Source organism: Corallococcus sp. NCSPR001 (genome assembly GCF_017309135.1).
GTDB lineage: Bacteria > Myxococcota > Myxococcia > Myxococcales > Myxococcaceae > Corallococcus.
Window position 1 is genome coordinate 7,646,566 of sequence record NZ_JAFIMS010000002.1, and the last position, 26,399, is coordinate 7,672,964.

23 protein-coding genes are annotated in these 26,399 nt (G+C 70.3%); 11 read left to right on the forward strand and 12 right to left on the reverse strand.

Annotated elements, in window-relative coordinates:
* Positions 1 to 84: 84 nt before the first annotated feature.
* Both JYJ93_RS32540 and JYJ93_RS32545 read left to right on the forward strand, forming a co-directional pair.
* Positions 85 to 1,257 (forward strand): triacylglycerol lipase, encoded by a 1,173-nt coding sequence (locus tag JYJ93_RS32540; protein WP_206798447.1) that lies wholly within the window; start codon positions 85 to 87, stop codon positions 1,255 to 1,257.
* A 33-nt stretch (positions 1,258 to 1,290) separates the two neighbouring features.
* On the forward strand, positions 1,291 to 2,604 hold the full coding sequence (locus tag JYJ93_RS32545) for a PQQ-dependent sugar dehydrogenase (RefSeq protein ID WP_206798448.1): 1,314 nt from the start codon (positions 1,291 to 1,293) through the stop codon (positions 2,602 to 2,604).
* A gap of 24 nt (positions 2,605 to 2,628) precedes the next feature.
* Here JYJ93_RS32545 and JYJ93_RS32550 read toward each other — a convergent pair whose 3' ends face one another.
* The gene (locus JYJ93_RS32550) at positions 2,629 to 2,862 is read right to left on the reverse strand and encodes a hypothetical protein (RefSeq protein WP_206798449.1); all 234 of its coding nucleotides are present in this window, start codon (positions 2,860 to 2,862) and stop codon (positions 2,629 to 2,631) included.
* 4 nt (positions 2,863 to 2,866) lie between these two features.
* Positions 2,867 to 4,810, reverse strand: a complete 1,944-nt coding sequence (locus JYJ93_RS32555; RefSeq protein ID WP_206798450.1) for a hypothetical protein — start codon at positions 4,808 to 4,810, stop codon at positions 2,867 to 2,869.
* 187 nt (positions 4,811 to 4,997) lie between these two features.
* Here JYJ93_RS32555 and JYJ93_RS32560 point away from each other — a divergent pair, with 187 nt between their 5' ends.
* The 4 genes from JYJ93_RS32560 to JYJ93_RS32575 all read left to right on the forward strand — a co-directional run bounded on the left by JYJ93_RS32560 (position 4,998) and on the right by JYJ93_RS32575 (position 7,947).
* Complete coding sequence (locus tag JYJ93_RS32560) at positions 4,998 to 5,207, forward strand: hypothetical protein (RefSeq protein ID WP_014394946.1); 210 nt, start codon at positions 4,998 to 5,000, stop codon at positions 5,205 to 5,207.
* 48 nt (positions 5,208 to 5,255) lie between these two features.
* Positions 5,256 to 6,788: a pectate lyase gene (locus tag JYJ93_RS32565; protein ID WP_206798451.1), complete on the forward strand. Its 1,533-nt coding sequence runs from the start codon at positions 5,256 to 5,258 to the stop codon at positions 6,786 to 6,788.
* Between the two features lie 33 nt (positions 6,789 to 6,821).
* Entirely contained in the window at positions 6,822 to 7,310 is a 489-nt protein-coding gene (locus tag JYJ93_RS32570; RefSeq protein ID WP_206798452.1) for an 8-oxo-dGTP diphosphatase, read from the forward strand.
* A 103-nt stretch (positions 7,311 to 7,413) separates the two neighbouring features.
* Entirely contained in the window at positions 7,414 to 7,947 is a 534-nt protein-coding gene (locus JYJ93_RS32575; RefSeq protein WP_206798453.1) for a DUF2780 domain-containing protein, read from the forward strand.
* A 17-nt stretch (positions 7,948 to 7,964) separates the two neighbouring features.
* Here the strand turns inward: JYJ93_RS32575 and JYJ93_RS32580 are convergent, their stop codons facing one another.
* The 3 genes from JYJ93_RS32580 to JYJ93_RS32590 form a co-directional block, all read right to left on the reverse strand.
* A complete protein-coding gene (locus JYJ93_RS32580) occupies positions 7,965 to 9,110 on the reverse strand; it encodes an acyl-CoA dehydrogenase family protein (protein WP_206798454.1) in 1,146 nt (381 codons plus the stop codon).
* A gap of 49 nt (positions 9,111 to 9,159) precedes the next feature.
* Positions 9,160 to 12,006 carry a carboxypeptidase regulatory-like domain-containing protein gene (locus JYJ93_RS32585; protein ID WP_206798455.1) on the reverse strand — a complete coding sequence of 949 codons (2,847 nt, stop codon included), beginning with the start codon at positions 12,004 to 12,006 and terminating at the stop codon, positions 9,160 to 9,162.
* 97 nt (positions 12,007 to 12,103) lie between these two features.
* On the reverse strand, positions 12,104 to 12,949 hold the full coding sequence (locus tag JYJ93_RS32590; protein ID WP_206798456.1) for a hypothetical protein: 846 nt from the start codon (positions 12,947 to 12,949) through the stop codon (positions 12,104 to 12,106).
* Between the two features lie 328 nt (positions 12,950 to 13,277).
* On the opposite strand from JYJ93_RS32590, the gene JYJ93_RS32595 reads away from it, so the two are divergent.
* Positions 13,278 to 15,413: an ATP-binding domain-containing protein gene (locus tag JYJ93_RS32595; protein WP_206798457.1), complete on the forward strand. Its 2,136-nt coding sequence runs from the start codon at positions 13,278 to 13,280 to the stop codon at positions 15,411 to 15,413.
* Here the strand turns inward: JYJ93_RS32595 and JYJ93_RS32600 are convergent.
* On the reverse strand, positions 15,404 to 16,084 hold the full coding sequence (locus JYJ93_RS32600) for a hypothetical protein (protein WP_206798458.1): 681 nt from the start codon (positions 16,082 to 16,084) through the stop codon (positions 15,404 to 15,406). The genes JYJ93_RS32595 and JYJ93_RS32600 overlap by 10 nt on opposite strands.
* A 284-nt stretch (positions 16,085 to 16,368) precedes the next feature.
* Here JYJ93_RS32600 and JYJ93_RS32605 point away from each other — a divergent pair, with 284 nt between their 5' ends.
* Complete coding sequence (locus JYJ93_RS32605; protein WP_206798459.1) at positions 16,369 to 17,673, forward strand: pectin acetylesterase-family hydrolase; 1,305 nt, start codon at positions 16,369 to 16,371, stop codon at positions 17,671 to 17,673.
* A gap of 97 nt (positions 17,674 to 17,770) precedes the next feature.
* Here JYJ93_RS32605 and JYJ93_RS32610 read toward each other — a convergent pair whose 3' ends face one another.
* The 4 genes from JYJ93_RS32610 to JYJ93_RS32625 form a co-directional block, all read right to left on the reverse strand.
* Positions 17,771 to 19,144 (reverse strand): DUF1552 domain-containing protein, encoded by a 1,374-nt coding sequence (locus JYJ93_RS32610; protein ID WP_206798460.1) that lies wholly within the window; start codon positions 19,142 to 19,144, stop codon positions 17,771 to 17,773.
* A gap of 12 nt (positions 19,145 to 19,156) precedes the next feature.
* Positions 19,157 to 20,779, reverse strand: coding sequence for a DUF1592 domain-containing protein (locus JYJ93_RS32615; RefSeq protein ID WP_242544006.1), 1,623 nt, complete (start codon positions 20,777 to 20,779; stop codon positions 19,157 to 19,159).
* A gap of 196 nt (positions 20,780 to 20,975) precedes the next feature.
* Positions 20,976 to 21,386, reverse strand: a complete 411-nt coding sequence (locus tag JYJ93_RS32620) for an SET domain-containing protein-lysine N-methyltransferase (RefSeq protein WP_206798462.1) — start codon at positions 21,384 to 21,386, stop codon at positions 20,976 to 20,978.
* Positions 21,387 to 21,502: 116 nt separating this feature from the next.
* Entirely contained in the window at positions 21,503 to 22,540 is a 1,038-nt protein-coding gene (locus tag JYJ93_RS32625) for a lysylphosphatidylglycerol synthase transmembrane domain-containing protein (RefSeq protein WP_206798463.1), read from the reverse strand.
* A gap of 146 nt (positions 22,541 to 22,686) precedes the next feature.
* Here JYJ93_RS32625 and JYJ93_RS32630 point away from each other — a divergent pair, with 146 nt between their 5' ends.
* Both JYJ93_RS32630 and JYJ93_RS32635 read left to right on the forward strand, forming a co-directional pair.
* A complete protein-coding gene (locus JYJ93_RS32630) occupies positions 22,687 to 23,058 on the forward strand; it encodes a Spx/MgsR family RNA polymerase-binding regulatory protein (protein WP_206798464.1) in 372 nt (123 codons plus the stop codon).
* Between the two features lie 70 nt (positions 23,059 to 23,128).
* Positions 23,129 to 23,986, forward strand: a complete 858-nt coding sequence (locus tag JYJ93_RS32635) for a general secretion pathway protein GspE (RefSeq protein WP_206798465.1) — start codon at positions 23,129 to 23,131, stop codon at positions 23,984 to 23,986.
* A 15-nt stretch (positions 23,987 to 24,001) separates the two neighbouring features.
* On the opposite strand, the gene JYJ93_RS32640 is transcribed toward JYJ93_RS32635, so the two are convergent.
* Positions 24,002 to 24,892: a DUF459 domain-containing protein gene (locus JYJ93_RS32640; protein WP_206798466.1), complete on the reverse strand. Its 891-nt coding sequence runs from the start codon at positions 24,890 to 24,892 to the stop codon at positions 24,002 to 24,004.
* 85 nt (positions 24,893 to 24,977) lie between these two features.
* Positions 24,978 to 25,772 carry an alpha/beta hydrolase gene (locus tag JYJ93_RS32645; protein ID WP_206798467.1) on the reverse strand — a complete coding sequence of 265 codons (795 nt, stop codon included), beginning with the start codon at positions 25,770 to 25,772 and terminating at the stop codon, positions 24,978 to 24,980.
* Between the two features lie 251 nt (positions 25,773 to 26,023).
* Between JYJ93_RS32645 and JYJ93_RS32650 the strand changes: the two genes are divergently transcribed.
* Positions 26,024 to 26,383, forward strand: coding sequence for a hypothetical protein (locus JYJ93_RS32650; RefSeq protein ID WP_206798468.1), 360 nt, complete (start codon positions 26,024 to 26,026; stop codon positions 26,381 to 26,383).
* Positions 26,384 to 26,399: the final 16 nt, after the last annotated feature.

Here is a 26,399-nt window from a genome sequence, read left to right on the forward strand (position 1 = left end):
CAGACATTCCGGAGCAGGGGTTGGGGACTTCACACTGACCCCTCCCCGGCGTCTGGGGCGGTCCTCAAGTTAGACTTGGCCCCCATGACAAACCGGCACCGCGTCTATCTGGTCCCCGGCTTCTTTGGTTTCACGCAGATGGGGGACAAGGAAACGGAGCGCATCGCCTATTTCCAGAACGTCCCCCGTCTGCTCGAGCAGCGCTTCCAGGAGCGCGGCATCGATGCGCGGGTGCACGCCATCGCCTCCTCCCCCACCTCCGGGCTGGAGGCGCGGGCCCGCGACGTGTTCCGGGAGGTGGCCCGGACCGCGAACGAGGACGACGCGCAGCTCCACCTCGTCGGGCACTCCACGGGCGGGCTGGATGCACGCAGTGTCGTCTCACCGCGCATGGCGCATGAGGCGCCGGCCTTCGTGAAGCGCGTGCGCTCGGTGGTGACCATCGCCACGCCGCATTTCGGCACCCCGCTGGCCAGCTACTTCGACCAGGGCGGCGTGGGCAGGACGCTGCTGCGCTACCTGTGGCTCTTCACCTTCCTCACCCTGCACCGCAATGCCATGCCTCTGCGGACCGCCGCGCTCCAGGCGTGCTACTGGCTCGTCCTGCGGAGCGAGGAGGCGAAGCTCCCGCCCAACCTCTTCAATCAAGTCGTCCGGCTGACGGCGGACCTCTCCGAGCATGAGCGCGAGGACCTCATCCGGTTCTTCAGCCAGGTGGGCGAGAACCAGGCGCTCATCCAGGACCTCATGCCCATCCACATGCGGACCTTCAACGCGGACACGCCGGACCGGGAGGGCGTGCGCTACGGCTGCGTCGTCACGGGCGCGCCGCCGCCCAGGCTGTCACTCCACCTGCTGCTCACCTCCGACGCGCTCCTGAACGGCATCTTCGCCTTCCTGTATGGCAAGAGCGCGCCCCTGTCCCGGGAGCTCCAGATTCCCGAGCGCACGCAGGCCCAGACCCAGGCCCTCCAGGATGTCCTTGGCAGGAGGTTCGAGGCCAGGAGCGACGGCATCGTGCCGAGCCGCGCCCAGGTCTGGGGAGAGGTCCTCCACGTCGCGAAGGCGGACCACCTGGACGTCATGGGCCACTTCGACCAGCCCCCGGAACACATCAGCTGGCTGAAGTCGGGCTCCCACTTCCAGGAGCCGCAGTTCCAGGCCCTGTGGGACCGGGTGATTGATTTCACGGTGGGCGGCGCCGCGACTGTTCACCCGGGCAACGAAGAGGCGCGACGCGTGTCCCTCGAAGGGTGACGGCCCGCCCGTCCCGGCGGAGAGTCACACCCCATGCGCCATGGACTCGTGACCCCGCTCCTCGCCTCCCTCCTGCTGAGCGCCGCCCCCCAGGTGGAGGCCCAGACACCCCGTCCGTCCACGCGGCAGGAGGGCAACCTCGCCCCGGGCCGCGGGGGTGACAGCCAGCAGTCCGTGCCCCGGCAGGGTGACATCCCCGCGGGCGCGCCCGTGGAGACCGCGCCCCCCAACGTCCCGGAGTTCAAGCCCGCGTTCCCGCAGCAGACGCGTGCCCCGGCGGTGAAGACGCGCACGCCCATCGTGGTGACGGAGGTCGCCTCGGGCTTCAACAAGCCGTGGGCCATCGCGTTCCTGCCGGACGGCCGCTTCCTCGTCACGGAGAAGCCCACGGGTTCGCTCTACATCGTCACCGCCGCGGGCAAGAAGTCGCCCCCGGTGGCGGGCCTCCCCAAGGTCGACGGCCGGGGACAGGGCGGGCTGCTCGACGTGGAGGTGGGGCCCGACTACGCGAAGAGCGGGCTCATCTACTGGACCTATTACGAGCCGCGCGAGGGCGGCAACGGGCTCGCGGTGGCCAGAGCGAAGCTGGTGGACGGCCCGAAGCCGCGCATCGAGGGGCTCCAGGTCATCTTCCGCATGCAGCCCACGCTGGAGTCCACGCTGCACGCGGGCGGGCGGCTCGTGTTCACGCCGGACGGCAAGCTCTTCGTGACGCTCGGCGAGCGCTCCATCCTCCCGGGCCGCGTCCAGGCGCAGGACCTCAAGAGCGACTTCGGGAAGGTGGTCCGCATCAACCCGGATGGCTCCATCCCCCAGGACAACCCCTTCGTGGGCCGGAAGGACGCCCGGCCGGAGATCTGGTCCTCCGGACACCGCAACATCCTCTCCGCGGCCCTGGACGCCCAGCAGCGGCTCTGGACCGTGGAGATGGGGCCGCGCGGAGGCGATGAGCTCAACCGCCCGGAGGCGGGCAAGGACTACGGCTGGCCCACGATTGGCTATGGCGAGGAGTACTCGGGCGAGCCCATCCACAAGACGACGCAGGCCGCGGGCATGGAGCAGCCTGTCTATTATTGGGATCCGGTCATCTCGCCCTCGGGGCTCACCATCTACTCCGGGGCGCTCTTCCCGGAGTGGAAGGGGAACTTCTTCATCGGCGGCCTGTCCAGCCAGGCGCTGGTGCGGCTGGTGCTGAAGGACGACCGCGTGGTCGGCGAGGAGCGCCTGCTCACGGAGCGCCACGCGCGGATCCGCGAGGTGGTCCAGGGGCCCGACGGCGCGCTCTACCTGCTCACGGACGATTCGAACGGCCGCCTGTGGAAGCTCACGCCGGGCCGCGCACCCTGAAGACATCCGAGCGGCGGTGCGCCACTACTGGCGCACCTGCACCGTCGAGCGCAGCAACTCGTCCCCTGGGCCGTACTCCCGCAGGGTGCGCTGGTTGCCCTCCTCCAGCGCGACGACCTTCACCACGGGCACCCACCCCTTCGGGGTCTGCGCGTACTGGAGCGCCTCCGGCACCTGGGCGATTTCCATCCGGCGGACCTCCTGCTGGGTCTTGCCGTCGATGTATCGGATGAAGCCGGGATGTTTGGGTTTGTGCATGGGTTCAAACCCGGAAGGCGCCCATCATCAGCCGCGAAGCCGCCACGCTCGGGGGCGCCTGCGCCGCGGGAGGCGGACGGGAGAGCAGGTCATCGATGAGCCGGAACCGTCCTGGCATCAGGGCACGCACCTCGGCTTCCTGGGGTGTGCCACGGACCTTCTGGTAAAGCACCAACGTCTCCGCGAAGTCCTCGGAAGGAGAGCTGCGAGCATAGTCCGAAGGGACGAAGCCGTCGCTCGCCATGGCGGCCCGGTAGCCATCCCACCGCGGGTCTGCGTTGTCCGAGCCCCAGTGGACATGGGACAAGGTGTGGCCCGTCTCGTGGATCAGCGAGGAGTCCATGAACGCCTGTGTTTGCTTCTTCTCCGAGGGATAGATGGTGATGATCCCCTCCGCCCCGGCGGTCATGTAGGAACGGAACCCGGGCTGGTTGTAGACCTGCTCCCAGTAGGCATCTTGGGGATTGCTCTTGCCGTCCACGTCCACCTGCTTGACGAGCGCCCTGTTGGCGGGGGGCAGCGTGGCGAGGCCCTCCGCGACCTCTTCGATGGAGTGAAAGGCGCCCCGGCTGGCATCCGGGTTCTTCGCCACGAACACCGGGATGCGCTGTCCCTCGATTTCGACCTCGTAGCGCAAGGCATCCGCCGGGCCGGAGGGGAAGGAATGCCCCTGGACCTCCGTGGGTCCCGAGAGGGCGTAGGGACGGGCCGGGAAGGCACCCTCAAGCACCGAGGCCAGTTCAGGAACCCCCGGCTGCTCCCGCAGGAAGGTCCTGAGCTGCTCGGCCTGGCCCGCGGCATCCGCCTTCTGGAAGCTGTTGCCCAGGAGCGTGCTCCCCAGCTCCGTCTGGACGTGGCGAGAGAGCGGGTTCGTCCCGGAGACGTACTGGAAGAGCCGGTCCTGCTCCGGCGCCGACAGCGCGGCGAACCCCTTGCTGGAGCCCAGGTCCGCCAGGGTCTGCTCATGCTCGGGCTCGAGCCGCCCGGGCCGGAGGGCGTCGAGCATCCGTCCCTGCAGCTCCGGACGGAGCTTCGCGAACTCACCGCCGTCCACGAGCGTCGTCAGGCGGTCCAGGTGGTCGACCGCCGCCTCCTGGCCCGCATGGCGCGGGGGCAGGTGCTCCAGCACCTTGCGCTGGGTTTCGGCCGGCAGCTTCGCGAGGCCTGCATTCGACCCCAACTCCACGAGCGCCGACCGCGACGCCTGACTGGGGGGACGTCCGGGGGCAATGGCTTTCGCCAGCTGGCTTTGCACGTCCGGCGCCAGCTTGCGGAAGCTCGCGCTGTCCGCCAGCTCCAGGGCCGCCTTTCCGAAGCGGGCCTCGGACTTGCCGCTCCGGCGTCTCTCCATTTCGTCCACCAGCTGCTTGCGCATCTGGCCATTCAGCTGACCGAAGCCCTTCGACGTCCCCAGGTCGACCAGCGCATTCCTGGCGGAGCGGTCTCCACGCTGGGCGGCCACCGACTCCATGATGTTGCGCTGGTCCTTCCCACCCAGGCGGCGGAAGTCCTTGTCCGAGGCCAGCTCGGCCAGGTCCGCGCCCACACCCTTGTTCTTGATGCCCTCGCGCAGCGTCTTGATGGCTTCGCGCTGCTGCCGGGGCGCGAGCTTGTCCAGGTTCTTGTTCAGCGCGAGGTCCGCGATGTTGCGGCGCGCCTCGGGCGATTGCCCATGTTTCCGGGCGGTGGCGAGCAGCCGGGCCTGCGTCCCTCGCGGCAGCTGGCGGAACGTATCGCTGGAGCGAAGCCTGTCCTCCAGCGCGGCCTGCCTGGGCGAAGGCCGAGCGGACTCGAAGGAGTCCTTGCGCTCATGGCCGGTGGCGCGTGGTTGGGACGCGGGCTTCGCGGCCTGGGGGCGGACCTGGGGCGCGGCATCCCCTCGCGGAGGCGGCGAACGGACCGGCGTGGGAGCGGCATGAGCTCGGTGACCGGCGACGCGTGGACTCATTGGCATCCCCCTTAGGAACGTTGCTCCACTGGCTGGGTTTCAGCCCCTCCACCAGCTTCCGACAGCATGAAGCAAATCTCCATGGACTTCAAATATGTCCTGATTTTCACGGAGAGTCGGCCTGGAGTCGGGATGTCCCCCAGAAGAGGTAAGCTTCAAACCGAAACATCCTCACCGGGAGAGACACATGATGACGTCGTTGAAGAAGGCGGGCCGGGTGCTGTTCGCGATGGGCGCGGGTGCCTTCGTTTCCTTTGGCGCCACGCTGGCGCTGTCCACGCCCGCGACCGCGGAAGCGTCGCAGGTGGAGTGCTACGCGGAGGAGTGCAACGCCAGCTGTGTGGCGAAGGGCTTCCGCCTGGGCAAGTGTTACAAGGCCGCCTGCACCTGCTTCTAGGCGCGACCCCGCCAGGAGTGCGGGCCGGGTGTGCTACGAGTCACACCCATGAAAAAGCACCTCGTGCTCGCACTCCTCCCCATCGTCTCGGCGCTGGCTTGTGCTTCACCCGACTCCGAGCTCGGTGAGTCCGAACAGGCGGCCACGACGCCGCTCCGGCAGAAGGCATTGGGCCGCATGCGGAACGCGGCGAAGTACTTCCATGACAACGTCGCGCGCCACGGCGGCTATGCGTGGCATCACAACGCCACCAACCTGAATGAACGCTGGGGCGACATCCAGCTCGACGCGGATCAGATCATGATCCAGTCGCCCGGGACGTCGGACGTGACGATTGCCTTCGTCGAAGCGGCGCTCGCGGACCCGGCCACTCCGGCGCTGAAGACCTATGCGCTGGACGCGGCGATGGCGCTGCGCCACGGGCAGGTGAAGTCCGGTGGCTGGCGCCTCTACGCGGACTTCAAGCCCACACCGACCATCAAGGCCTGTTACCTCAACACCACCGCGAGCTGTGGCTGTGGCGGCTGCACGATGACGGCCTATGACGATCAGGTCACGCAGAACGCGCTCATCGCGATGATGCGCACCGACCAGCTCCTCGGGTTCGCGAACACGGACATCTCCGGCGCCTCCGCGTACGCCCGCGCGCGGGTGGAGACCTCGCAGTTCCCCACGAACGGCGGCTTCCCCCAGGGGTTCGCCGGCCCCGTCGCCGCCCGGCCCGCGCTCTTTGCGAGCTACCCGCCGTCGATTGGCACCTCGTGCGGCCTCGCGAATTGCTACGCCAATTCCTACACGACCGAGTACTGGGACGACCCGACGCTGAACGACAACCTGGCGACGTCCTTCGTGGAGATGCTGAACTGGGCGAAGGAGCTCTACCCCGCGCAGGCCACGACGTATCAGTCCATGCGCACCGCGTACGGTGACTTCCTCCGCCGCGCGCAGATGCCGCAGCCCCAGCCCGCCTGGGCGCAGCAGTACGACCTGCAGATGCAGCCGCGCTGGGCGCGCAGCTGGGAGGCGCCGGCCATCGCGGGCCAGGAGAGCCAGGACGTCATGTGGGCGCTCTTGCGCCTCTACCAGCTCGACCCGGGCGTCCCGGCGAACCGCGCCGCGGTCGGCACCGCGCTCACGTACCTGGAGAGCGTCGACTACGCCAATGACAGCCTCATCTCCCGCTACATCGAGCTGGATGACACCTCGCCGTCGAACATCGGCTTCTACACGGTGAAGGCGGGCGGCTACCCGGCCCAGTTCACCACCGCGCCGCCGACGTACCAGAACTACGGCTGGGAGGTCCCGTCGCAGCTCGCCGCCATCCGCGCGGAGTACAACCGGCTGGCGACCGACACGACCGTGATGAAGCGCTCGTGCCAGCAACTGCGCGCCGACACGGCGCAGGCGGTGGACACGGCCGTGAACAACGAGCGGTGGATCACCACGTACAGCCCGGCCGGCCCGCGCAGTGGCGCCACGCCGGGGGACTACCTGGACACGAGCACGTTCGCGCGGAACATGCGCACGCTGGCGGAGTTCGTCACGCGCACGACGACCGACTGCACCGCCTGGAACTATTGACGCCTTGCCCGAATCAGGCGACGAACCGGGGCCATGCCCTACACCCCCATCGTCGCCACCCTGGGCTACGTGATGTCGCCGGATGGCCAGCAGGTGCTGCTCATCCACCGGAACGCGCGCCCGGAGGATGCCCATTACGGCAAGTACAACGGCCTGGGCGGCAAGATGGACCGCGACGAGGACATCGCGGCGTGCATGCGCCGCGAGATTCGCGAGGAGGCCGGCATCGAGTGCACGCGCATGGCCCTGCGCGGCACCCTGTCCTGGCCGGGCTTCGGCAAGCACGGCGAGGACTGGCTGGGCTTCATCTTCCGCATCGACGCCTTCCAGGGCACGCCCCTGGAGAAGAACCCCGAGGGCTCCCTGTCCTGGGTCCCCGTGTCCTCCATCCTGTCGCTGAACCTGTGGGACGGGGACCGGCACTTCCTGCCGCTCGTGTTCGACGCGGACCCGCGCCCCTTCCACGGTGTCATGCCCTACGAGGGCGGCCGCGCGTTGAGCTGGTCCTTCACCCGACTGTAGGCGTCCTCCGACGAACGCTCGCGCCGGTTTTCCGGCCAGCGACCGGCCCGGCCCGCTACAACCGCCGCCTCACCCTTGGGACTCACGTGAAGGAGCAGGGCGCATGGACCTCATCGGACAGCTCTCGCAGCAGCTTGGAGTGGATGGCACGCAGGCACAGGGGCTCGCGGGTTCGCTCCTGAAGCTGGTGCAGGGCACGGTGCAGGAGAAGGTGGGCCCGGACGCGGCCCGGCAGATGGACCAGGCCATCCCGGAGATGCAGGGCTGGCAGCAGCAGTCGGCCCAGGCCCCGGCGGGCGACGGTGGCGGCCTGATGGGCGCGCTGGGCGGCATGCTCGGCGGCGCGGGCGGCGGTGGCGGGGGTGGAGGCCTCATGGGCGCCCTGGGCGGCGCGGCGGCCCACGCGGGAGAGATTGCCGGCGTGGTGGCCATCCTCCAGCGCTTCAACCTGGACGCGAGCAAGGCCACCCTGGTCGCGCCCCTGCTCCTCAACTTCCTCAAGTCCCGCCTGGACCCGGGCCTGGTGGGGAAGATCCTCGCCGTGGCGCCCATGCTCGCGGGCGGCTCCGGGGGCGGCAGCGGCCCCCAGGGCGGCGGCGGGCTGGGCGGAATGCTCGGCGGCATCCTGGGGAAATAGAACCACCAGGGCCGCGGCTAGAGCGCCATCGTCCCGGCGATGATCTCCTTCATCACCTCGGACGTGCCTCCGCCGATGGTGAGCATGCGCACGTCGCGCCAGGCCCGCGCGACGTGCGACTCCTCCACGTAGCCCATGCCTCCGTAGAACTGCTGGCAGTCGTAGGCCACGCGCTGGGCCAGCTCCGTGGTGAGGAGCTTGGCCATGGCGATCTCCTTCACCGGCTTCTGCTTGCGTTTGCGATTGAAGAGCTGCACCGCCTGATAGGTGAGCTGCCTCGCCGCCTCCACGCGGGTGGCGTGGTCCACGAAGGTGTGGCGCCACACCTGGAAGTCCAGCAGCCGCTTTCCAAATGCCTGACGCTCGCGGCCGTAGCGGATGGCTTCACGAATCAGGTCGTCCATCACCGCCACCGTGTAGAGCGCCGTCACCAGGCGCTCCGCGTGGAAGCTGTTCATGATGTGGAAGAAGCCGTCGTTCTCCCGGCCCAGCACGTAGCGGGCGGGGATGCGGCAGTCCTCGAAATAGAGGATGGCCATGTCCGACGAGCGGTGGCCCACCTTCTGGAGCTTCTTCGACACGGAGAAGCCCTTCACGTCCGTGGGCAGCGTCACCAGCGAGATGCCCGGCGCGCCCTCTCCTCCCGTGCGCACCGCCAGCACCAGGAAGTCCGCGCGGGCGCCGTTGGAGATCCACGTCTTCGCGCCCTGGATGACGTAGTCGTCGCCGTCCCTGCGCGCCGTGGTGCGCAGCCGCGCCAGGTCCGAGCCCGCGTCCGGTTCGCTCATCGCCAGCGCCGCGATGCGCTCGCCGGTGAGCGCGGGGGCCAGGAACTCGCGCTTCTGCTCCTCGGTGCCCAGCTCGTTGATGACCGGCGTGGCCATCTGCCCCTGCACCAGGAGCGACATGGCCACGCCCCCGTTGCGCGCCCGCGCCAGCTCCTCCGCGAAGGCGGCCACGTACCAGGCGTCCAGCCCGCTGCCGCCATACGCCGGGTCATGGCTGATGCCGAAGAAGCCCAGCTCGCCGCAGCGGCGGAACACGTCGCGAGGGAACTCGCCGGCCTGGTCCCACTCCAGCGCGTGCGGGGCCAGCTCCTTCTCGACGAACTGACGCACGGTGCGGCGGAACGCCTCGTGCTCCGGGGTGAAGCGCTCATCCATGCGCGGGATGCTGTCAGGGCCCGCCCCGCGCTTTCAAGCCGCACCTCCCTCAGCGTGCGCGGATGAACGTGAGGGACAGCGCCTGGCCCCCCCGCTGGAGCGCGAGCACCGCGGGGCTGCCCGGCGCGCCCAGCTCACGCCGCCGGGCCTCGCCCGTGTCCAGCACCACCGCCCCGTCGATGGAGCGCACCACGTCCCCCACCTGGAGGCCCGCCACGTCCGCGCCCGCCGCGATGGCGCTGATGACGACGTCCCGTCCCGTCATGCCGAAGCTCAGCCCCAGCCGCCCCGGCTCCACGCGCGGGTGCCCCAATCGCCAGTCCCCCAACGCCTGCGTCTTCCCGGCGGCGAGCGTCACCCTCCGGTCCACCAACTCCCGTCCCCGGCTCCACGCGGTGAGCCGGTGCGCGCCCGGGGCCAGGTCCTTCAACTCGAAGCGTCCGTCCGCGCCCGTGATGGGTGACGCGATGCCGTCCGCGTCCACGTACGCGCCCGCCAGCGGTTCGTTCGTGCGCGCATCCACCAGCCGCCCGGATATGCCGCCGCCCGCGTCCACCACCACCTCCACGGCGGCCTCCGCGCCGGACGCGAGCGTCACGTCCACCTTGCCCGCGCGCCCGTCCGGCAGCGTGGCCGTGACGGTGACGTCCGTGGGGAAGACGTCGTCCACCTGGAACGCATCCCCGGAGAACTGACGCTCCACGGAGGAGAGGAAGTCGTCCTCGCCGCGCGCCGCGGTCACGTTCAGCGTGAAGCCCCGCACGTCGCGGCCGCCGGCGGAGCGGACGGTGCCCCTCAGCCGGGCCGCGGGCTTCAACTGGAGCGTGAGCTCCTTCTGGGACGCGGACACGCTCGCGGCCTCGCCCTGCCGTCCGCCATTCGTGGACCAGACGCGCCAGGCGTCCGAGCCCAGCCCGTCCAGGGCCAGCACCGCCTGGCCGGCTGCATCCGTCAGCTCCTCCGCCTGGATGTCCACGTGGCCCGCCTCCGTGGCCATCACCGTCGCGTGGACGCTGGGCGCGCCGTTGGGCTCCAGCACCGTCACGCGGAGCGGCTTCCTGGGCTCGCCCACCACCAGGTCCACGTGGCGCCGGCCGCCCGCCTCCAGCTCCACCACCTGCAACTGGTCGCCGTTCTGGAAGCGCAGCGCGGTCAACCACGCGCTCAACTGATAGCGCCCCGCGCCCACGCGCATCGACCACGTTCCATCCAGCTTCGCGGGCACGTCGACGGACTCGGAGGCGGCATCCCCCACCCGGTGCGCGGTGATCGTCACCGCGCCTGACGGCCGCGCGCCGTCCTCCTTGCGCACGGTGCCCTCCAGCACGCCTTCACCCACGAGCGTCAGCCGCGCTGTCGCCGTCTTTCCGGCCTCCACGCGCACGGGCTGGCGCACCTCGTCCTCGCTGTCCGCGCGGCGCGCCGCGACGTAAACGGTGCCCTCCGGAACGTCCTCCAACGTGAAGCGCCCCTGCGCGTCCGTCACCGAGGGCAGCGCGTCCGGCAGCGGCCGCCACCGGAGCTGGGCCACCACCGACACGCCGGGGAGCGGCGCCTCCGAGCCATCCACCACCGTGCCCTCGATGCGTCCCGGAGCCGCGAACTCCAGCACCAGCTCGAAGCGCTGCCCCGCGAGCACGCCCAGCCCCGTGCGCGTGAGCGGCTGGAAGCCCGGAGCGCGCACCTGCACGTCGTAGGCGCCCGGCGCGAGTCCGCCCACCTCGAAGCGTCCATCCGCCTCCGAGCGCGCCTGGAGCAGGTCCGCGCGGTCGCCATGCACGCGCACGCCCACCGTGGCCCCCGCGATGGCCTCGCCCGAGTCCTTGCGCCGCACCACGCCCGCAAGCGACGCCCCGCCGCCCAGACGGATCCGCACGTCCTTCACCGTCATGCCCGGCCCCACGACGTTCGGGCCCTCGGCCGCGCCGGTCTCCACCCCAAGACGGGCCGTCACCTGGAACGACCCAGGCGGCACGTCCAGCGAGAAACTCCCCGTGTCTCCGGCCTCCACCTCCACGGCGCCATCCGCTCCCCAGGCGCTCACGCGCGCTCCCGGCGCGGGTGTTCCATCCGCGCGGGTGACGAAGCCCTCGATGAACGCGGATCCCTCCAGTTCCACGCGCACGTCCGTCCCCGGCACGTGCACGCGCGTGATGCGGCGGGGCGCGTGGCCCGGGGCTCGCGCCTCCAGTTGATATTCACCGGGCGCCAGCCCGTGGAATCCGAACAGGCCCCGTGCGTCGCTGAGCGACTCGTGCCGCGCCTCGTCCGGTACCGACGCGCCGGTCTGGAGGAAGAGGGGGAGCGCGTCCTCGAAGCCGGAGTGCGGCGTCAGCGTCAGCTCCGCCATCGGCACGGGTGCGCCGCCCGCGCGCTCCACCGTCAGGCCCGTCAGCGACACCCCGGGTTCCAGCAGGAGGCGCACCGGGGTCACCGCTTCGCCGTGGGGACGCGTCACCTCCGCGCGCCCCAGCGCCAGCCCCCGCGCACGCGCGGTGACGAGATAGGCCCCGGGACGCGCGGGCAGCACCAGCGCTCCCGCCGCATCCGTCCGGCCCTGCCCCGCCACGCGCCACGACGGCAGCCGTGAGCCTGGGGACGCGGGCCCTCGCAGGTACAGCGTCACCTCGGCGCCCGCGAACGGCCCCGAGGCCGTGACGGTCTTTACGCGCAACGCGCCGTCCGCGTCCCGCATGGGCTCTTCCACCGGCGCGGTCGCCCCGCCCCCATCGAGCACCGGGGCCCGCGCCGGGCCGGACGCGGGCCGCTCGGGGAACGCCACCGCTTCCTCGCGCACCGCCACGGCCGCGGGCGCGGAGGCGCGCATCCAGACGAAGCCGGCGGCCAGCAGGAGCGCCAGCCCGGCCACCACGACGAACACCTTGCGAGACGACATACACCCTCCGGGGGAGGTGGGGAGCCGCGCCCCAAGACACCTCACCCGGCCCCCAGGTTCCAAGGGGGCGTCCCGCGTCCTCCACCGCGACGCGGTGCTACAGGGGCAGGAACGCGATGCGGAGGCCCACGGTGAACAGCGCGTGGAAGCCGTCATCCACGGGCGTGAGTCCCTGGTCGCGGGTGCCCACGCCGGTGATGTCCAGCGTCTGCGTGCCGGTGCGCACCGTGTACTGGCCCACGGACGCGGTGATGATGGGCCCCATCGCCAGGGACCGCGTCAGCCGCACGTCGCCGCCCAGCGTGAGGCGCGCGATGGTGGGCCCCCGGTCCGTCACGTGCGTGTCCACGTGCGTGGGCAGGAACACCCCCGGCGCGACCTGCACCTGCGTGTCACCCTCCACGTGGCTCTTGAGGATCTCCAGGCCCAGGCCCAGGCCAACCCAGGGGTCGAAGCTCGCGCCCGGCCGGATGTGGTAGCGGACCTCCGGCCCCACGCGCCACTGGTAGGTGCTGCAGTCGAAGCCCTCCGGGCACGACAGCTCGTTCGTCTTCGTCAGCACCGGCTCCCAGCTGCCCCACACGCCCAGGTAGAACCGCGGCGACACGCGGAAGCCCAGCTCCGCGATGATGGGGAAGGAGACCTTCGCGGAGTCGGTGATCTTCAGGTCCTCCAGGCCGCCGGAGGGAGCCTGGCCGTTCGTGTAGACGTAGCCCAGGCCGAAGCCCACGTTGCCGCTCACCGCGAACTGCGGCCCGACGCGCCCCTCATGGTGGCCCCCCGACTTCGGCATCTCCTCCGAGCTCATCGTCGTGGTCGTGGTCGTCGTGGACGACTCCGTCTCCGTCTGGGGCTCCGGCTCCTGCGCCCCCGCCGACGTGACGATTCCCAGCGCGGCTGCGAGTGACAGCGTCCAGCGGAACGGCGCATTCATCGAGGTCATCCGGTACATCCTCCGTGTTCGGGATGGATGCGGACGGAAGCAAGCCGCGCGTGCCGTTAGAAGCCACCCGCCTCCAGCGCGCGCCGCCATTCGACAGACACCCCCCTTCAGCGATCAGTCGCGGACAACCACCCCACCCCCTGGGGAGGCAACCTGGCGGGGTGGATGGGGAGCGCGCGTGCGGGAGGACCCGGAAGAAGGGATGGGCGCCGTCACCGCGATCCTCAATCTAGCAAGTCGGCCCGGAAATCCAACGGGTTGACCCGGAAGGTGCCAGCGTTCACCTTGCCCGCTCCACGAACGCCCACGGGCGGAAAGGAAAGACATCATGGCCGGCCAGGAGCAGGAGCTGTCGCCCGAGGCGCTCGCGCTCATCGCCGAGGAAGAGGCCCTGCTGTCACGCGTGCAGCAGGCGCTGGCGGAGGCCCGCCGTCAGGCCGCGGAGCGCACGCTGGACACCCAGGGGCTGCTGGCCCAGTTGGCGGTGCTGCGCGACGACGCCACCACGGCGCACGCCGCGGACCTGCCGCACGTCTTCACCCAGATGAACGAGGTGCGCTCCATGCTGGAGCGGCAGGAGGCCGTCCCGCTGCCGGACGCGAACGCCCCCTACTTCGCGCACCTGCGCCTGTCCGGGCCCACGGGCGCGCGCGACTACCTGCTCGGCCGCACCAGCTTCGCCAACCTCTCCGCCGGCGTGCGCGTCATCGACTGGAGGTTCGCCCCCGTCGCCCGCGTCTTCTACAACTACGAGGAGGGCGACGCGTTCGAGGAGTCCTTCGGAGACCGGCTCTCCGAGGGCGAGGTGGAGGCGCGCCGGCTGGTCATCATCGAGAAGGGCGTCCTCACCCGCATCAGCACCGGCCCGCACCTGCTCCAGCGCGACTCGAAGGGCCGCTGGCACGCGCGAGGCCGTGGCGCGGCCTCCGTGCTCGCGGGCGGCAGCGGCACCGCCGCGCGTCCGGGCTTCCTGGGCGTGGGCAAAGGCGCCACGCACGTGGAGGACGCCTTCGGCGTGACGGCGCTGCTGGACGCGGAGCAGTACGCCGCCGTCAGCACCGGCCCGGAGCAGCCGCTCCTGGTGCTGGGCAGCGCGGGCAGCGGCAAGACGACGGTGGCGCTGCACCGGCTGGCCAAGGTCATCTTCGACGACGCGAAGACGTACCCGCAGGCGCGCACCAAGGTCGTCGTCCCGGAGGAGGGCCTGGCCCGGCTCACGCGCCGGCTCCTGGCGCCGCTGGGCCTGGGCAAGGTGTCCGTGGAGACGCTGGAGGCCTGGTCGCTGGCCACCGCCCGCTCCGCCTTCAGCCTGCCGGGCATCAAGCTGTCCCCGGAGACGCCCGCGCTCGTCTCGCGCTTCAAGCGCCACCCCGCCCTGCGCCGCGCGCTGGCGGACCGGGTGCCCGTGTTCAAGGGCAAGGCCCTGCCCCCCACGCTGGACCGGCTGCGCATCAAGCTGGCGGACGCGTACATGGACCGCGCCTTCCTGGAGGCCGTGGTGGCGGACGCGAAGGGAGAGCTGCCGCGCACCGTGGTGGCGGAGGTGCTGGAGCACACGAAGCAGCAGACCGCCACGCCGCTGTCGCGCCAGTACAAGGGCTTCGACGAGGACCGCCTCGTCACCGTGGACGGGCGCGCCATTGAAGCGGACACGCCGGACGCGCTCGCGGGCACCGTGGACGCGGACGACCTGCCCGTCCTCATGTTCCTCAAGGCGCAGCGGGGCGCGCTGGGCGCGGAGCGGCTGGCGCACGTGGTGCTGGACGAGGCGGAGGACTTCTCCCTCTTCGAGCTCTTCGTCGTCAGCCAGCTGCTCGGAGACAGCCGCAGCTGCACGCTCGCCGGGGACGACGTGCAGCAGACCACGACGGGCTTCGCCGGCTGGGACGCCGCGCTGGAGGAGCTGGGCATCCGCGACGCCGCCACCTGCCGGCTCCAGGTGTCCTACCGCTGCCCCCGCCCGGTGGTGGAATTGGCGCAGCACGTGCTGGGCACCCAGTCCCCCGCCACCGCCGCGAAGGCCGGCCGCGAGGGCTCGCCCGTGGGCTTCCACCACTTCCCGGACGAGGCCCAGGCGTGGCTCTTCCTGGGAGACGCCCTGCGAGACCTGGTGCTGCGCGAGCCGCACGCGTCGGTGGGCGTCATCGCCAGCAGCCGCGAGGCCGCCCAGTCCTTCCACCGCGTCATCCGGGAGATGCCCTGGGCGCGGCTGGTGCTGGAGGGCGACTTCTCCTTCGAGCCCGGCGTGGACGTGACGGACGTGGACAACGTGAAGGGCCTGGAGTTCGACTACGTCGTCCTGCCGGACGTCACCGCGCGAGCCTACCCCGCGGACGACGAGGCCCGCCGCAGGCTGCACGTGGCCGTCACCCGCTCCTCGCACCAGCTGTGGGTGGCCTCCTCCGCCGTGCGCTCCCCGCTCATCCGCACCTTCCCCGGCGCGGACGAATCCGCTCAGGGCTGACGGCCGCCGCCCGCGCGCCACTCCTTCTGCCGCTGGGCGTGGGCCTCGCGGCGCGACAGCGCCTCCGACTCCTGGCGGGGGAGCTCCGCCAGGCGCGTGCGGTGCATGTTCACGCTCAGCTCCAAGAGGCCCCGGTGCTCCGAGGGCAGCTTGTCGCCGTAGTCCTGCAGCATCGTGGTGGCGAAGGCGATGGCGTCCTCGGACACCTGGCGGCGGTGCTCGTAGTACTGGTGCACCTCCTCCTCCGAGGCCTCGTTGGACAGCACCTTGCCGTAGAGGGCGTTCCACTTCGCCTTCACGCCCTCGCGGCGGCTCAGCTCCGCCGGGTCCTTCGTGGGCGCGTCCATCTCAAAGTACAGGTTGCCCGGCAGCTTCGCGCGCAGCGCCTCCAGGTCCACCGGATAGGGGGCGGGCTCCGGGTCCGGCGACGCCTGCACCTGGGCCGCCGCCGCGCCCACCAGGTCCAGCCCGCCGTCCTTCGCGCGGGGGACCGCCGGCGTGGACGCGAACACGGGCGGGGGCGGCGCGGGGGCCTGCGTCACGGGCGCGGGCGCCACCCCCGGCCCGGCGTCCTCCGGAGCCTGCCCGCCAAAGACAAGCCACGCCCCCACCGCCAGGACCAGGACTCCCGCGGTGCCCAGGGGCAGCCTCCAACGCGCATGCGTGCTCATGCTCAAGGCCATACCCCGCGCCCCGCACCCGCCGCAACCCGTGGCAGGGACCGCGGGCAACGCACCGCGCAATTGATACATTTAAAACATGCCGTGGCGCGTCAATTCCCAACTCCTGGCTGACGCAGGACGGCAATCCCAATCGTTTCGGATGGAATGCTGCACCCGACATGGAATTCACTATTTTCACCGCAAGCGAAGTTTCCCCGCTTCCGGCTGATAAACAAAAACGTATCATCCCGGGCCGCAACCCCACTCCCTACTCCCCCTTTGGAGGAAGCCGCATGAGAAGTTTTCTCTGGATGAGCCTTCTGGCCCTCTCCGCCCCCGTGGGCGCCGCGCATGCCGAAGTGCTGGTGGAAGGCATCGTCGACGTGCTGGTGGACGGCGGCAACACCTACCCCTGGCAGAAGGTGACGCTGCCCGGCCTGAAGTGTGGCAACGGCTCGCAGTACAAGTTCTTCGTGCACAAGACGGGCTCGCCCAACCTGCTGTTCATGATGGAGGGCGGTGGCGCGTGCTGGGACTACGATTCCTGTAGCGGCCGCCTGGGCATCCTGGGCGCGGCGAACCCCAACGGCATCTCCGACGACTACATGACGCAGTTCACGGCCAAGTACGTGTCCCCCATCGTCAACGGGGCGGACCCGGGCCTGCCCTTCCGCGACCGCAAGGACATCGTCACCAAGGGCTGGAACATCGTCTACCTGCCGTACTGCACGGGCGACGTGCACATTGGCAACAACGCCAAGGTCTACACGGATACCACCGGCGGCCAGGCGCCGCTGACCTGGTACCACAACGGCTACAACAACACGCTGGCCGCGGCGAACTACGCCAAGCAGCAGTTCCCCAGCGTGCAGAAGCTGCTGGTGACGGGCTACAGCGCGGGCGGCACGTCCACCTCCGCCGGGTACTACTTCATCCGCAAGGCCATCAACCCGGCCAAGGGGTACATGATCAACGACTCCGGCCCCATCTTCATGGCGCCGAACGCGAACTCCCTGTCGCGCCCGCTGCACAACCAGATCCGCTCTTCGTGGAACCTGGACTCCGTGTTCAGCACCCTGCCGGCCAGCTTCAACATCAACGACATGGGCTCCATCAACAAGATGGTGGCCACGGAGTTCCCGAACGATCAGCTCGCGTACACGGGCTACACGATGGACTACAACTACTCGCGCTATTCGTATGAGCGCTTCAAGACGCCCAACGACGAGGCGTCCGTCCACGCGTACTGGAAGCAGGACCAGGATGCGTTCGTGACCGAGCTGAACAAGTACAACAACTTCAGCTATTTCATCCCGCACCACCGCGCCATCAACGCCAGCCACTGCAGCACCATCATCACCTTCGTGGGCGCGCACGCCTGCCAGCGGATGGAGAAGAAGTACTGGTACGAGTACATCGACAGCCCGTGGCAGTCCTGGGCCTGCCACAGCGAGTTCGTCCCCATGGACGTCTTCCTGTCGCGCTTCATCAACAACAACCAGCGCATCCGCATCTACGAGCCGGCCAACAACTACAACAACGAGGACGCGGGCATGAGCATCCTCGCGCCCCTCATCAACGGCGCGCTCGGCGGGTAGTCCCCACCACCGCTTCGCTGAAATGAAAACGGGAGCGGGCCCCAGGGGTCCGCTCCCGTTGTCTTTTCCAGGGGCCGCTCCAGGCCGCCAGGCGGCGCTAGGTGAGGTTGAGCGTGCCCACGTAGTCCTCGTGGCCGAAGCGGTCCACGTTGACGCCGAAGGCCTGGGCAAGGGTGGTGAGCAGCTTGTTGTGCTCCACCGCGCCCAGCAGCGGCTTGCCCGGGCCCTCCCACGAGCCCAGCGGGTCCTTGCCGGGGCGCAGGGACAGCATGCGGCCCATGCGGAACTTCCCGCCCGCGCCGCCCGCCAGCACCGTGGGGATGGACACGTTCATGTGACCGGCGGCGTCCCCCAGCTCGTTCCCCCACAGGATGACGGTGTTGTCGAGCACCGTACCGCTGCCCTCCGGGATGGACTTGAGCGTGTCCATCAGCCGCGCCACCTGTTCGGAGTACCACCGCTGCACCGCCACCATGCGCAGGCGGATTTCGGTGCGCGCCGGCTCCGACTGGGTGTCCGTGCGGTGGGCGATGTCGTTGTGGATGTCCTCGTCGATGCCAATCCACGGCATGGACGGCCCGGGGATGGTCATGGTCACCACGCGCGTCAAATCACACGCGAACGCACGGGCGATGAGGTCCATGTGCAATTCGGTGAGGGCGGGCATGTTGTTGATGTCGCCCAGGTCGGTGTTGGCGGGCTTCTCCGGCGCGGAGCAGTTGAGCGCGCCCGAGTTGGTGAGCCGCCGCTCGATGTCGCGCAGCGCCGCCAGGTGCGTGTCCAGCTTGGTGCCCTCCGCGGCCGCCAGCCGCGACTTCAGCCGGGTGGCGTCCTTGATGAGGTAGTCCAAGAGGCTCTTGCGCTTGGACAGGATGGCCTGCGCCTCCGCCGCGGAGCCGCCCATGCTGCCGAAGAGGCGCTTGTAGACGTTGGCGGGGTTCAGCTCGAACGGCACGCGCGAGCCGTTCTCCGTGAAGGAGATGCTGTTGTAGACGTGCTGGGCGCCGAACTGCTCGAAGGCGTGCAGCTGCAGCGAGCGGAACTGGGTGGCGCCGCCCACCGCGTTGCCAATCACCTGGTCCAGGGACGGGCCGGAGGGCAGCTCGTCGCCGCTGGACACCTCCACCTGGCTGCCGGTGAGGAAGGTGACGGGGCCGCCCTCGTGGCCGGTGCGGCCGTGCTCATAGAGGACGCGGTAGTCCAGGCCATCCAGCACCAGGAGCTTGTCCCGGTGGCGCTGGAGCGGCTGGAGGACGGAGTTCTCGAAGTCGATGTTGAAGCTGGTGTCATTGCCCTTGGGCACCCAGTACTCCGGCAGCAGGCCGTGAGGGGTGAACAGGGCGATGAAGCGCAGGGGCGCGGCGTCCGCCGCTTCGGCCACGGAGCTGGTGAGCAGGTGCGCGAAGGGCGCCGCCATGGCCGTGCCGGACAGGAGCTTCAGGATGCTGCGTCGGGAGAAGTCGCGGGGCATGGAGGTCAAAGCTCAACGGGTGGGCAGACGCCGCTGGGTGAAGGAAGACGAACGCACCAGGCTGATCATCGCTTCGGAGATCTTCAGGCGGTCCGTGCGGTAGGGGCCCGTGCGCATGGCGGCGAGCAGCTCCGCGTCCGAGGCGTGCTCGTCACGCCCCATGGCGTAGCGCATGAACTGCAAGGGCACGCAGTTGGCCAGCTCCTCGCTCGTCGTCAGGTAGCGCGCCAACTGCGCGCCGCCGGTGAAGCTGCCCAGGTTGGTGGTGCCGTCCCTGGCAATCACCGCGCCGCTGGCGTCCACCCTCTTGTCGTTCTCCTCCGTGCGGTGCTGGCCCAGGCCATCGAAGTCCTCCATGCCGAAGCCCATGGGGTCGATGGTCTTGTGGCAGCTGGCGCACGCGGGGTTGTTGGTGTGCGCCGCGAAGCGCTCGCGGGTGGTGGCGTTCTCCGACAGGGCCGGGGGAATGGTGGACACGTTGGCCGGCGGCGCGGGCACCGTGCGGCACAAGAGGCGCGTGAGCACGAACTTGCCGCGCTTGATGGGCGAGGACGAGTCGAAGTGGGCGTACGTGGACATCACGCCCGCCTGCGTGAGGATGCCCAGGCGCTCCGGCGGCAGCGTCACCCGGCCCAGGCCCGTGTCGTCATCCACGTTGGTGCGCTCCAGCTCGCCGTAGAAGTTCGCCAGCGTCTCGTCCACGAACGAGTAGTTGGCGCTCAAGAGCTCCTGCACGGAGCCCGAGTGCTCCTTCACGATGAAGTCGACGAAGGCGTCGCGCTCGCGGACCATGGAGTCGCGGAAGTCCACGCTGAAGTCCGGGTACACCAGGTTGTTCTTGTTGACCTTGGCCAGGCCGCCCAGCCCCAGCCACTCCACGAAGAACTGGCGCAGCTTCTTCTGCGCGGCCTCCGTCTTGAGCAGGCGGCGCGCCTGGGCCTCGCGCTCGTCGGGCGAGGACAGCGTGCCGGCCTTGGCGGACGCGAGCAGCGTGGCGTCCGGAGGTCCACCGGTCACCATGAAGGACAGCTCGGAGGCGAGCTCGTAGGCGGTCAGCTCCACCACCTGGCCCTTGCGGCCGCCCTCCGGCCCCAGCTCCGTGCGGTACAGGAAGGACGACGAGGAGAAGAGCGCCTGGAGCACCAGCTCCGCGCCCGTCCCCATGGTGCCGCCCTTCATGCCTTCATTGAAGAGGGCCAGCAGGTCCGCCTCCTCCTCCGCCGTCACCGGCCGGCGGAAGGCGCGCTCACCCACGCGCTGGATGAAGGCGCGCGCGCACTCGTCCTGCGTCTTGCCCTTGGGGCACGCGTAGAGGTCACTCAGCTGTGACCTGCCCTGCTCCGCCAGCGTCACCGCGGCGGTGTCGAGTTGGTCCGCCAGGAGCGACGTCACCTGGAGCCGCTCGTGAGTGGAGAAGCCGAGGATGGTGTCCTCGGCGGCGAAGCCCTGGGCGATGTCGACCTCGGTGCCCAGCACCGCGGAGGCGGACTTGTTGTACTCGTCGCGCGTCAGCCGGCGCACCCGCGCGGGTGCCGCCGCGCTTTCAGGCTCCGCGTCCTGCCCACCGATGTTGCCGGTGCAGGCGGAGGCGGACAGCACGAGAGCGGAGGATAGGTAGAAACGACGCAATGGCATGATGTCTGGCATTCCTCGCATCCGCGCGGCCCGAAGCACCGGCGCACAGGCGGTCCGCATTGTACTGGTTGCTCCCCACGCGGACACGGTTGAATTCATTTCAGGACGTTTCCGGGCTTCCCCGAGGAAGAAGCCGCACTCACGGAGCATGAAGTGCGAACGCACCGGTCAGGTGCGCACACGGTGCGCGCGCGACTCAGGGAGGAACTTCCTCACCCCGCGCCTTCCACCAGTGCGCTCCGTAGCTGATGAAGATCTGCTCACCAGGGTGGATGTCCCGCAGTGCGTGATAACGGAACACATCGCGATCCTCCGCTCGACTGTAGGACGCGTTGGGGTCGCTGGCGTGATTGTAGATCATGCCGTAGCCCATCACGAGCGCGACCCAGTCCCCCTCGCGGGGCGCCTCGTGGCGGTGCCAGCGGATCTCGAAAACATAGTCGTCGAGTGGTTCGCCCCGGCACTGGCGCTGCGGGACCTTGAGGTAGTGGCACTCCTCGATGACATCGCCCGCGGCGATGAAGGCGTCGGTGAAGACGCCCATGCCCCACTCACACGGCCGGACCTTCACGCCGGGGTGGAGGAACAGCGCCGGGCCCAGGTTCATGCGTGCTTCGCTCTCGCTTCCTGTGTCTGCCACGCTCCAGGCGAACCATCGCGCAAGACGGGCGGCCACGGGAAGTGGTGGCGGGGGCGTGGGACCTTCCTCGACTTCCGGCGAAGTCAGCCTGCCTGCCCACCGGGCGCGGGGCGGCGGCGGAAGGTGTGGCGCAAGAGGTACAGGCCGGGGAGCAGTGGCAGCCAGAGCGTGAAGCCGCGCAGGAGCAGCGTGCCCGCGAGCGCCGCCTCCACCGGGACGCCGAAGAGGTTGAGCATGCCCACGGACGCGGCCTCGTAGGTGCCCACGCCGCCGGGGATGATGGACACCGTCTCCGCCATGGAGGCCACCATGAAGCTGACGAACACGGTGCTCAGGGGGACCTGCTGTCCCAGGGCCTGGAGCATGGCGCCCAGCGTGGCCGCGTCCAGCACGTAGACGCCCAGTTGCAGCAGGACGCCGCGCGCGAGCAGGCCGGGGTTGAGCAGCATGCCGGGCGGCACCTCCGCGATGGCCTTGAGCAGGGTGCCCAGGGACGGGATGCGCCGGGCGAAGCGGCCCGGCTTCCACTCGCGGTGCCGCGTGGCCCAGAGGATGCCCAGCGGGATGATCAACGCCACCACGCCGAAGCCGGTGACGAGCCATTGGATCCAATCGCTCAGCTCTGACCTGCGCCAGAGGAAGTAGAGGCTCACGCCCACGCCCAGCGCCTGCGCGACGTAGAAGCACAGCACCGTGAGCAGCACCGCCCCCGCGGCGGTGCCGGGGCTCGCGCCCTCGCGGCGAAGGCCGCGTCCCACGAGCAGCGACCCGCCCACGCCGCCGGTGGGAATCACCTGGTCGAACGCGAGCTTCATCAAGGACAGCCGCGCCAGCGACCAGAGCGGCGTCTTGATGCGCGAGCGGTGCAGGACCATCCACCAGATGCCCGCCACGCACAGGTAGGTGCCCACCTGGCACGCGGCGGCCACCAGCAGCCACGCGGGCCGGGCCTGCCGCAGGAGCTCCAGGAACTGCCGCTCCTCGTTGTGCCGCGAGAAGATGAACGCCAGGAGCGCCACGAGCACCAGCACCCCGGGAATCCACCAGCCCCGACGGCGCTTCGCTGGTACGTCCAGCGGCTCATCCAGGGTGGGGATGGGTTCGGCGCGAGTGCCCTCCATGCGTCTCCTTCCTGGGAATGGGATGCCTTTGGAAAAGGATGCGCTTCGCGGCCCCGTGGGGCAGGTCCTGAAGCACGGCGGCCCGCCTGCCCTCCGTGCGGGGAGACATGCGCCGTGATGCCTGGCGGTCTGTTAGAAGCCCGCGCATGTCCGACGACATCCTCGTGCTGGCGTACGCCGGCTGTGACACCTGTAGAAAGGCGCTGAAGTGGCTGGAGGCGCGGGGCGTGGCCCACCGCGTGCGCCCCATCGTGGACGAGCCGCCCACCGTGGCGGAGCTGCGCCAGTGGATTTCGAAGAGCGGCGTGTCCGTGCGCAAGTGGCTCAACACCAGCGGCCAGAGCTACCGCGCGCTGGGCAAGGCGAAGGTGGACGCGGCCTCGGACGCGGAGCTGGTGGAGTGGCTGGCGAAGGACGGGAAGCTGGTGAAGCGGCCCGTGCTCGTCACGAAGGACGCCGTCGCGGTGGGCTTCAAGCCGGAGACCTACGAGGCGCTCTTTCCTCTTCACGCGTCTTGAGGGCGGCCGGCCGGCCGGGCCCCCGTCCGACCGTCGTCGCGTGCGGGGCCGGTTGCCACGTTGAGTGGGCATGGAAATCGGAACCAGACGCCCGTTGGGGGAGATCCTCCTGGAGCTGGGAGTGGTCGACAAAGGCCAGCTCCGCTTGGGGCTGGTGCACCACCACGAGGTCCATGTCCCCCTGGGCCGCGCCCTGGTGAGCGAGGGAGTGTGCACGGAGGCGGACGTCCTGCGCGGGCTCGCCATCCAGTTCGACGTGGAAGCCGTGGACCTGGACCGGCATCCGCTCGACCGCGCGCTGACGACCCTGGTGCCCGCGCGCATCGCCCGGCAGTACGGCGTGGTGCCGCTGCGGCTGGAGACGCGCGAGGACAAGGAGGTCCTGCACCTGGCCGTGCCGGCGCCGCTGTCCCTGGACGCGGTGGATGACGTGCGGGCCGTGTCCGGCAAGGCGCGCGTGGAGCCGCACCTGGCCTCCGACAGCGCCCTGTCCCGCGCGCTCAGCGCCCTCTATGGCATCCGGGAGACGGCCGGGGCCGCGCAGGAGTCGCGCCGTCCCACCGTGCCCAGCCCGCCGCTGATGCTCTACGGCTGGCCACCCGTCACCGCGGTGCTCATCTCCCGCACGCTGGCGCGCAGCGGCATCCCGTCGCGCGTGGCCACGCCGCTGGAGGTGCTGCACACGCGGGACACCGACGTGGTGCTCGCCCCCCTCCAGGCCATGGAGGGGCTGCTCGCGGGAGAGGTCCACATCGAGGGCGCGCTCATCGTCCACGGGACGTCGGACGACGAGGGCTTCGAGCGGGCGCGCAAGCTGGAGGCGCGCGGCTTCCTGGCCAACCCGCGCGACGAGGAGCTGCTCCTGCGCGCCGTGCGCAGGCTGCGTCCCGACGCGAGCGGCGAGAGTTCCTGGCCGCGACACTCCTGACGCGGGGAGGCCGCGCTACGGCTTCATGGGGGCTTCCGGGGCCACCGGGGCCAGGGCCTGCATCGCCGGCTTCACCGGCGCGGCGGCGGGGCGCGAGGTGTGCTGCTCCTCGGGCGCCGCGTGCTCCAGGCCCAGTACGCCCAGCACCTCCGGGTACACCTTGTTCGCGAAGTAGCGTCCGCCGGCCACGGTGAAGTGCACGCCGTCCGTCATGCGCAGGCGCATGGGCTTGCGGAAGCCCTCCACGCGGGCCTGCTTCAGCGCCTTGCCGCGCGCGTCGGTGAAGTAGGGCCGCGTGTCCAGGTGCACCGCGTCCCCGCGCCCGGCGATGACCTCCCGCTGCAGGTCGCGGATGACCGTGAGCTTCTGCTCGAAGCGCTGGCGGCCCGTGGCGGGCAGCTCCAGCCACACAATCTTGCGGCCCGGCGCGGAGATGGCCGTGACGAAGTCCGTCAGCCGCTGGCGGTATTCACCCTGCCAGTCCGGCTTGCCCCAGGCGACGGTGGCGCGCCCCTGCCGCGTGTGCAGGGCCTGCCCGTCGTTGCCGCCCAGGATGACCACCACCACGTCCGGCTGGTGCTGCTGGACCTCCTGCTGGCCCACCTCCAGCCAGTCGAAGAAGTCCGGGCGCGCGAGGCCCGTGGACGACTTCGCGCGGCGCTCGCAGCGGATGCGGGGGTGCGCGGCGAGCTGGTTCTGGAGGTACTCCCCGAAGCCCGTGGCGATGAGGCTGTCCCCCAACAACAGGACGGTGCGTCGCGGCGCGGGCGCCGGGGCGGCGGCCTGGGCCGGTGCGGTGGGCAGCACGGGCGAGGCGGTCAGCCCGGGAGCGGATTCCGGAGCGGCCTGTGCGGCCGTGGACAGGAAGGACAGGAAGAGGAGCGCGCGAACGGGACGGGTCGACATCGGCGGAGGCGAAACTACTTCCCGCGCCCGCATCCGTACACCCCCCCGCCAGGCGGGTGGATCCGTTGCCCGCGCGCGCCCCCTGTCAAGCCACGGAGCCCAGGTCCGGCGTCAGTCCCCGGGCCGACAGCGCCGCGAGTCCCGCGGGCGCGAGCGCCTGGAGCCACGGCGTGAGCAGCCGCGCGCACGCTTCCGGGTGCGAGAAATAGGGCACGTGTCCCGCGCCGCGCAGCAGGTGCCGGGGCGTGCCCTCCGGCAGCGACGCGGCCAGCCGCTCCAGCGAGGACGGCGGCACCAGCACGTCGCGGTCCCCCTGGATGCACAGACACGACACGTTCAGCGGGCGCAGGTCCGGCGGAGGCGGCTCCGCGTGGATGGAGAACGCGCGCCGCAGCGCCGTCAGCCGCTCCAGCGCCGTGGTGGGCACCACGTCCGCAACCTGATGCGAGGCCACCGGCCGCCACGCCGCCAGCGACGCCGCGACGCGTCCGGGGCGCCCCAGCACCGCGATGGGTCCCATCATCGCGATGAGCCTTCCGCGAGGCCCCACGTGCTCGGTTCGGGTGAAGGCCCCCAGGAATGCGACGCCGCGCGTCGCGCCGCCCGCGGCCAGGTGCGCCGCCACCATGCCGCCAAAGGAGCTGGCCACCACCGCGTCCACGGTCCCCGTGACGCGCAGCACCTGCTCCGCCAGCGCCCTCGCGCCGCACGCGGCGTGCTCGCCTTCCGGGTACTCGACCATGACGGGGCGCGCCACGTCCGTCAGCCGCAGGGCGAGCTCACGAAAGCCTGATCCACGCGCGCCCAGCCCGGGCAACAAGAGGACACGAGGCCCCTCGTCATTCCCTGCCATGTCCGTCAGCTCCACCGTGCGCCGCATGTCTCTCGCTTTCCTTGAAACGCGCCGGAGAACAACGCGGCCCCCCTGGGTCTGCCCACTCCCACCGGGTGGCCCGCCCGACCCACGGCCTGGAGGAACTGCTCCCGGTCCCTCGCCTGCCAGGACGGAGAGTGATACATGATTCATCCCACCATCCTTTTCCACCGACACGATTTGCGGTGTCCGGCAGCCAAGGATTTTCGCGTCCGGCGTTCTGACATCGAGGGGGCGAAGGGTTAAGAATGGTCACCGTGAATCTGCATGCCTTCGGGGAGTTTGTTCGCAAGCATCGTCCGGCCCTGGAGGTTCGGGCCGCGAAGCTTTGCGCTGGGAGTGCGGTCGACTCCACGGAGCTGGTCGGCGAGACGCTGGAGCGCGCCCTGTCCGTGTTCGAGCGGCTTCAGGACCAGGACACCGCGGCCGTGACGCAGTGGCTGGATGGCGCCATGAACCGCTGCTTCGCGCGGATGGGCGGACAGCTGCCGGACACGCGCGCCGCGGCGCCGGACCTCCAGCAGACGTTCGATTTGCTGCGTGCGCGCTTCCGCGAGGTGTACGCGCAGCCGGCGTTCGGCAAGAGCGCGGGCGTGCCTGGCGGCTGGCGGATGTAACAAGTCCCGCGCCCTG

Excerpts from the sequence above, each read along its gene's own strand:
- JYJ93_RS32540 (WP_206798447.1), top strand. The coding sequence starts at position 85 with ATGACAAACCGGCACCGCGTCTATCTGGTCCCCGGCTTCTTTGGTTTC.
- JYJ93_RS32545 (WP_206798448.1), top strand. The coding sequence starts at position 1,291 with ATGCGCCATGGACTCGTGACCCCGCTCCTCGCCTCCCTCCTGCTGAGC.
- JYJ93_RS32550 (WP_206798449.1), bottom strand. The coding sequence starts at position 2,862 with ATGCACAAACCCAAACATCCCGGCTTCATCCGATACATCGACGGCAAG.
- JYJ93_RS32555 (WP_206798450.1), bottom strand. The coding sequence starts at position 4,810 with ATGAGTCCACGCGTCGCCGGTCACCGAGCTCATGCCGCTCCCACGCCG.
- JYJ93_RS32560 (WP_014394946.1), top strand. The coding sequence starts at position 4,998 with ATGATGACGTCGTTGAAGAAGGCGGGCCGGGTGCTGTTCGCGATGGGC.
- JYJ93_RS32565 (WP_206798451.1), top strand. The coding sequence starts at position 5,256 with ATGAAAAAGCACCTCGTGCTCGCACTCCTCCCCATCGTCTCGGCGCTG.
- JYJ93_RS32570 (WP_206798452.1), top strand. The coding sequence starts at position 6,822 with ATGCCCTACACCCCCATCGTCGCCACCCTGGGCTACGTGATGTCGCCG.
- JYJ93_RS32575 (WP_206798453.1), top strand. The coding sequence starts at position 7,414 with ATGGACCTCATCGGACAGCTCTCGCAGCAGCTTGGAGTGGATGGCACG.
- JYJ93_RS32580 (WP_206798454.1), bottom strand. The coding sequence starts at position 9,110 with ATGGATGAGCGCTTCACCCCGGAGCACGAGGCGTTCCGCCGCACCGTG.
- JYJ93_RS32585 (WP_206798455.1), bottom strand. The coding sequence starts at position 12,006 with ATGTCGTCTCGCAAGGTGTTCGTCGTGGTGGCCGGGCTGGCGCTCCTG.
- JYJ93_RS32590 (WP_206798456.1), bottom strand. The coding sequence starts at position 12,949 with ATGACCTCGATGAATGCGCCGTTCCGCTGGACGCTGTCACTCGCAGCC.
- JYJ93_RS32595 (WP_206798457.1), top strand. The coding sequence starts at position 13,278 with ATGGCCGGCCAGGAGCAGGAGCTGTCGCCCGAGGCGCTCGCGCTCATC.
- JYJ93_RS32600 (WP_206798458.1), bottom strand. The coding sequence starts at position 16,084 with ATGAGCACGCATGCGCGTTGGAGGCTGCCCCTGGGCACCGCGGGAGTC.
- JYJ93_RS32605 (WP_206798459.1), top strand. The coding sequence starts at position 16,369 with ATGAGAAGTTTTCTCTGGATGAGCCTTCTGGCCCTCTCCGCCCCCGTG.
- JYJ93_RS32610 (WP_206798460.1), bottom strand. The coding sequence starts at position 19,144 with ATGCCCCGCGACTTCTCCCGACGCAGCATCCTGAAGCTCCTGTCCGGC.
- JYJ93_RS32615 (WP_242544006.1), bottom strand. The coding sequence starts at position 20,779 with ATGCCATTGCGTCGTTTCTACCTATCCTCCGCTCTCGTGCTGTCCGCC.
- JYJ93_RS32620 (WP_206798462.1), bottom strand. The coding sequence starts at position 21,386 with ATGAACCTGGGCCCGGCGCTGTTCCTCCACCCCGGCGTGAAGGTCCGG.
- JYJ93_RS32625 (WP_206798463.1), bottom strand. The coding sequence starts at position 22,540 with ATGGAGGGCACTCGCGCCGAACCCATCCCCACCCTGGATGAGCCGCTG.
- JYJ93_RS32630 (WP_206798464.1), top strand. The coding sequence starts at position 22,687 with ATGTCCGACGACATCCTCGTGCTGGCGTACGCCGGCTGTGACACCTGT.
- JYJ93_RS32635 (WP_206798465.1), top strand. The coding sequence starts at position 23,129 with ATGGAAATCGGAACCAGACGCCCGTTGGGGGAGATCCTCCTGGAGCTG.
- JYJ93_RS32640 (WP_206798466.1), bottom strand. The coding sequence starts at position 24,892 with ATGTCGACCCGTCCCGTTCGCGCGCTCCTCTTCCTGTCCTTCCTGTCC.
- JYJ93_RS32645 (WP_206798467.1), bottom strand. The coding sequence starts at position 25,772 with ATGCGGCGCACGGTGGAGCTGACGGACATGGCAGGGAATGACGAGGGG.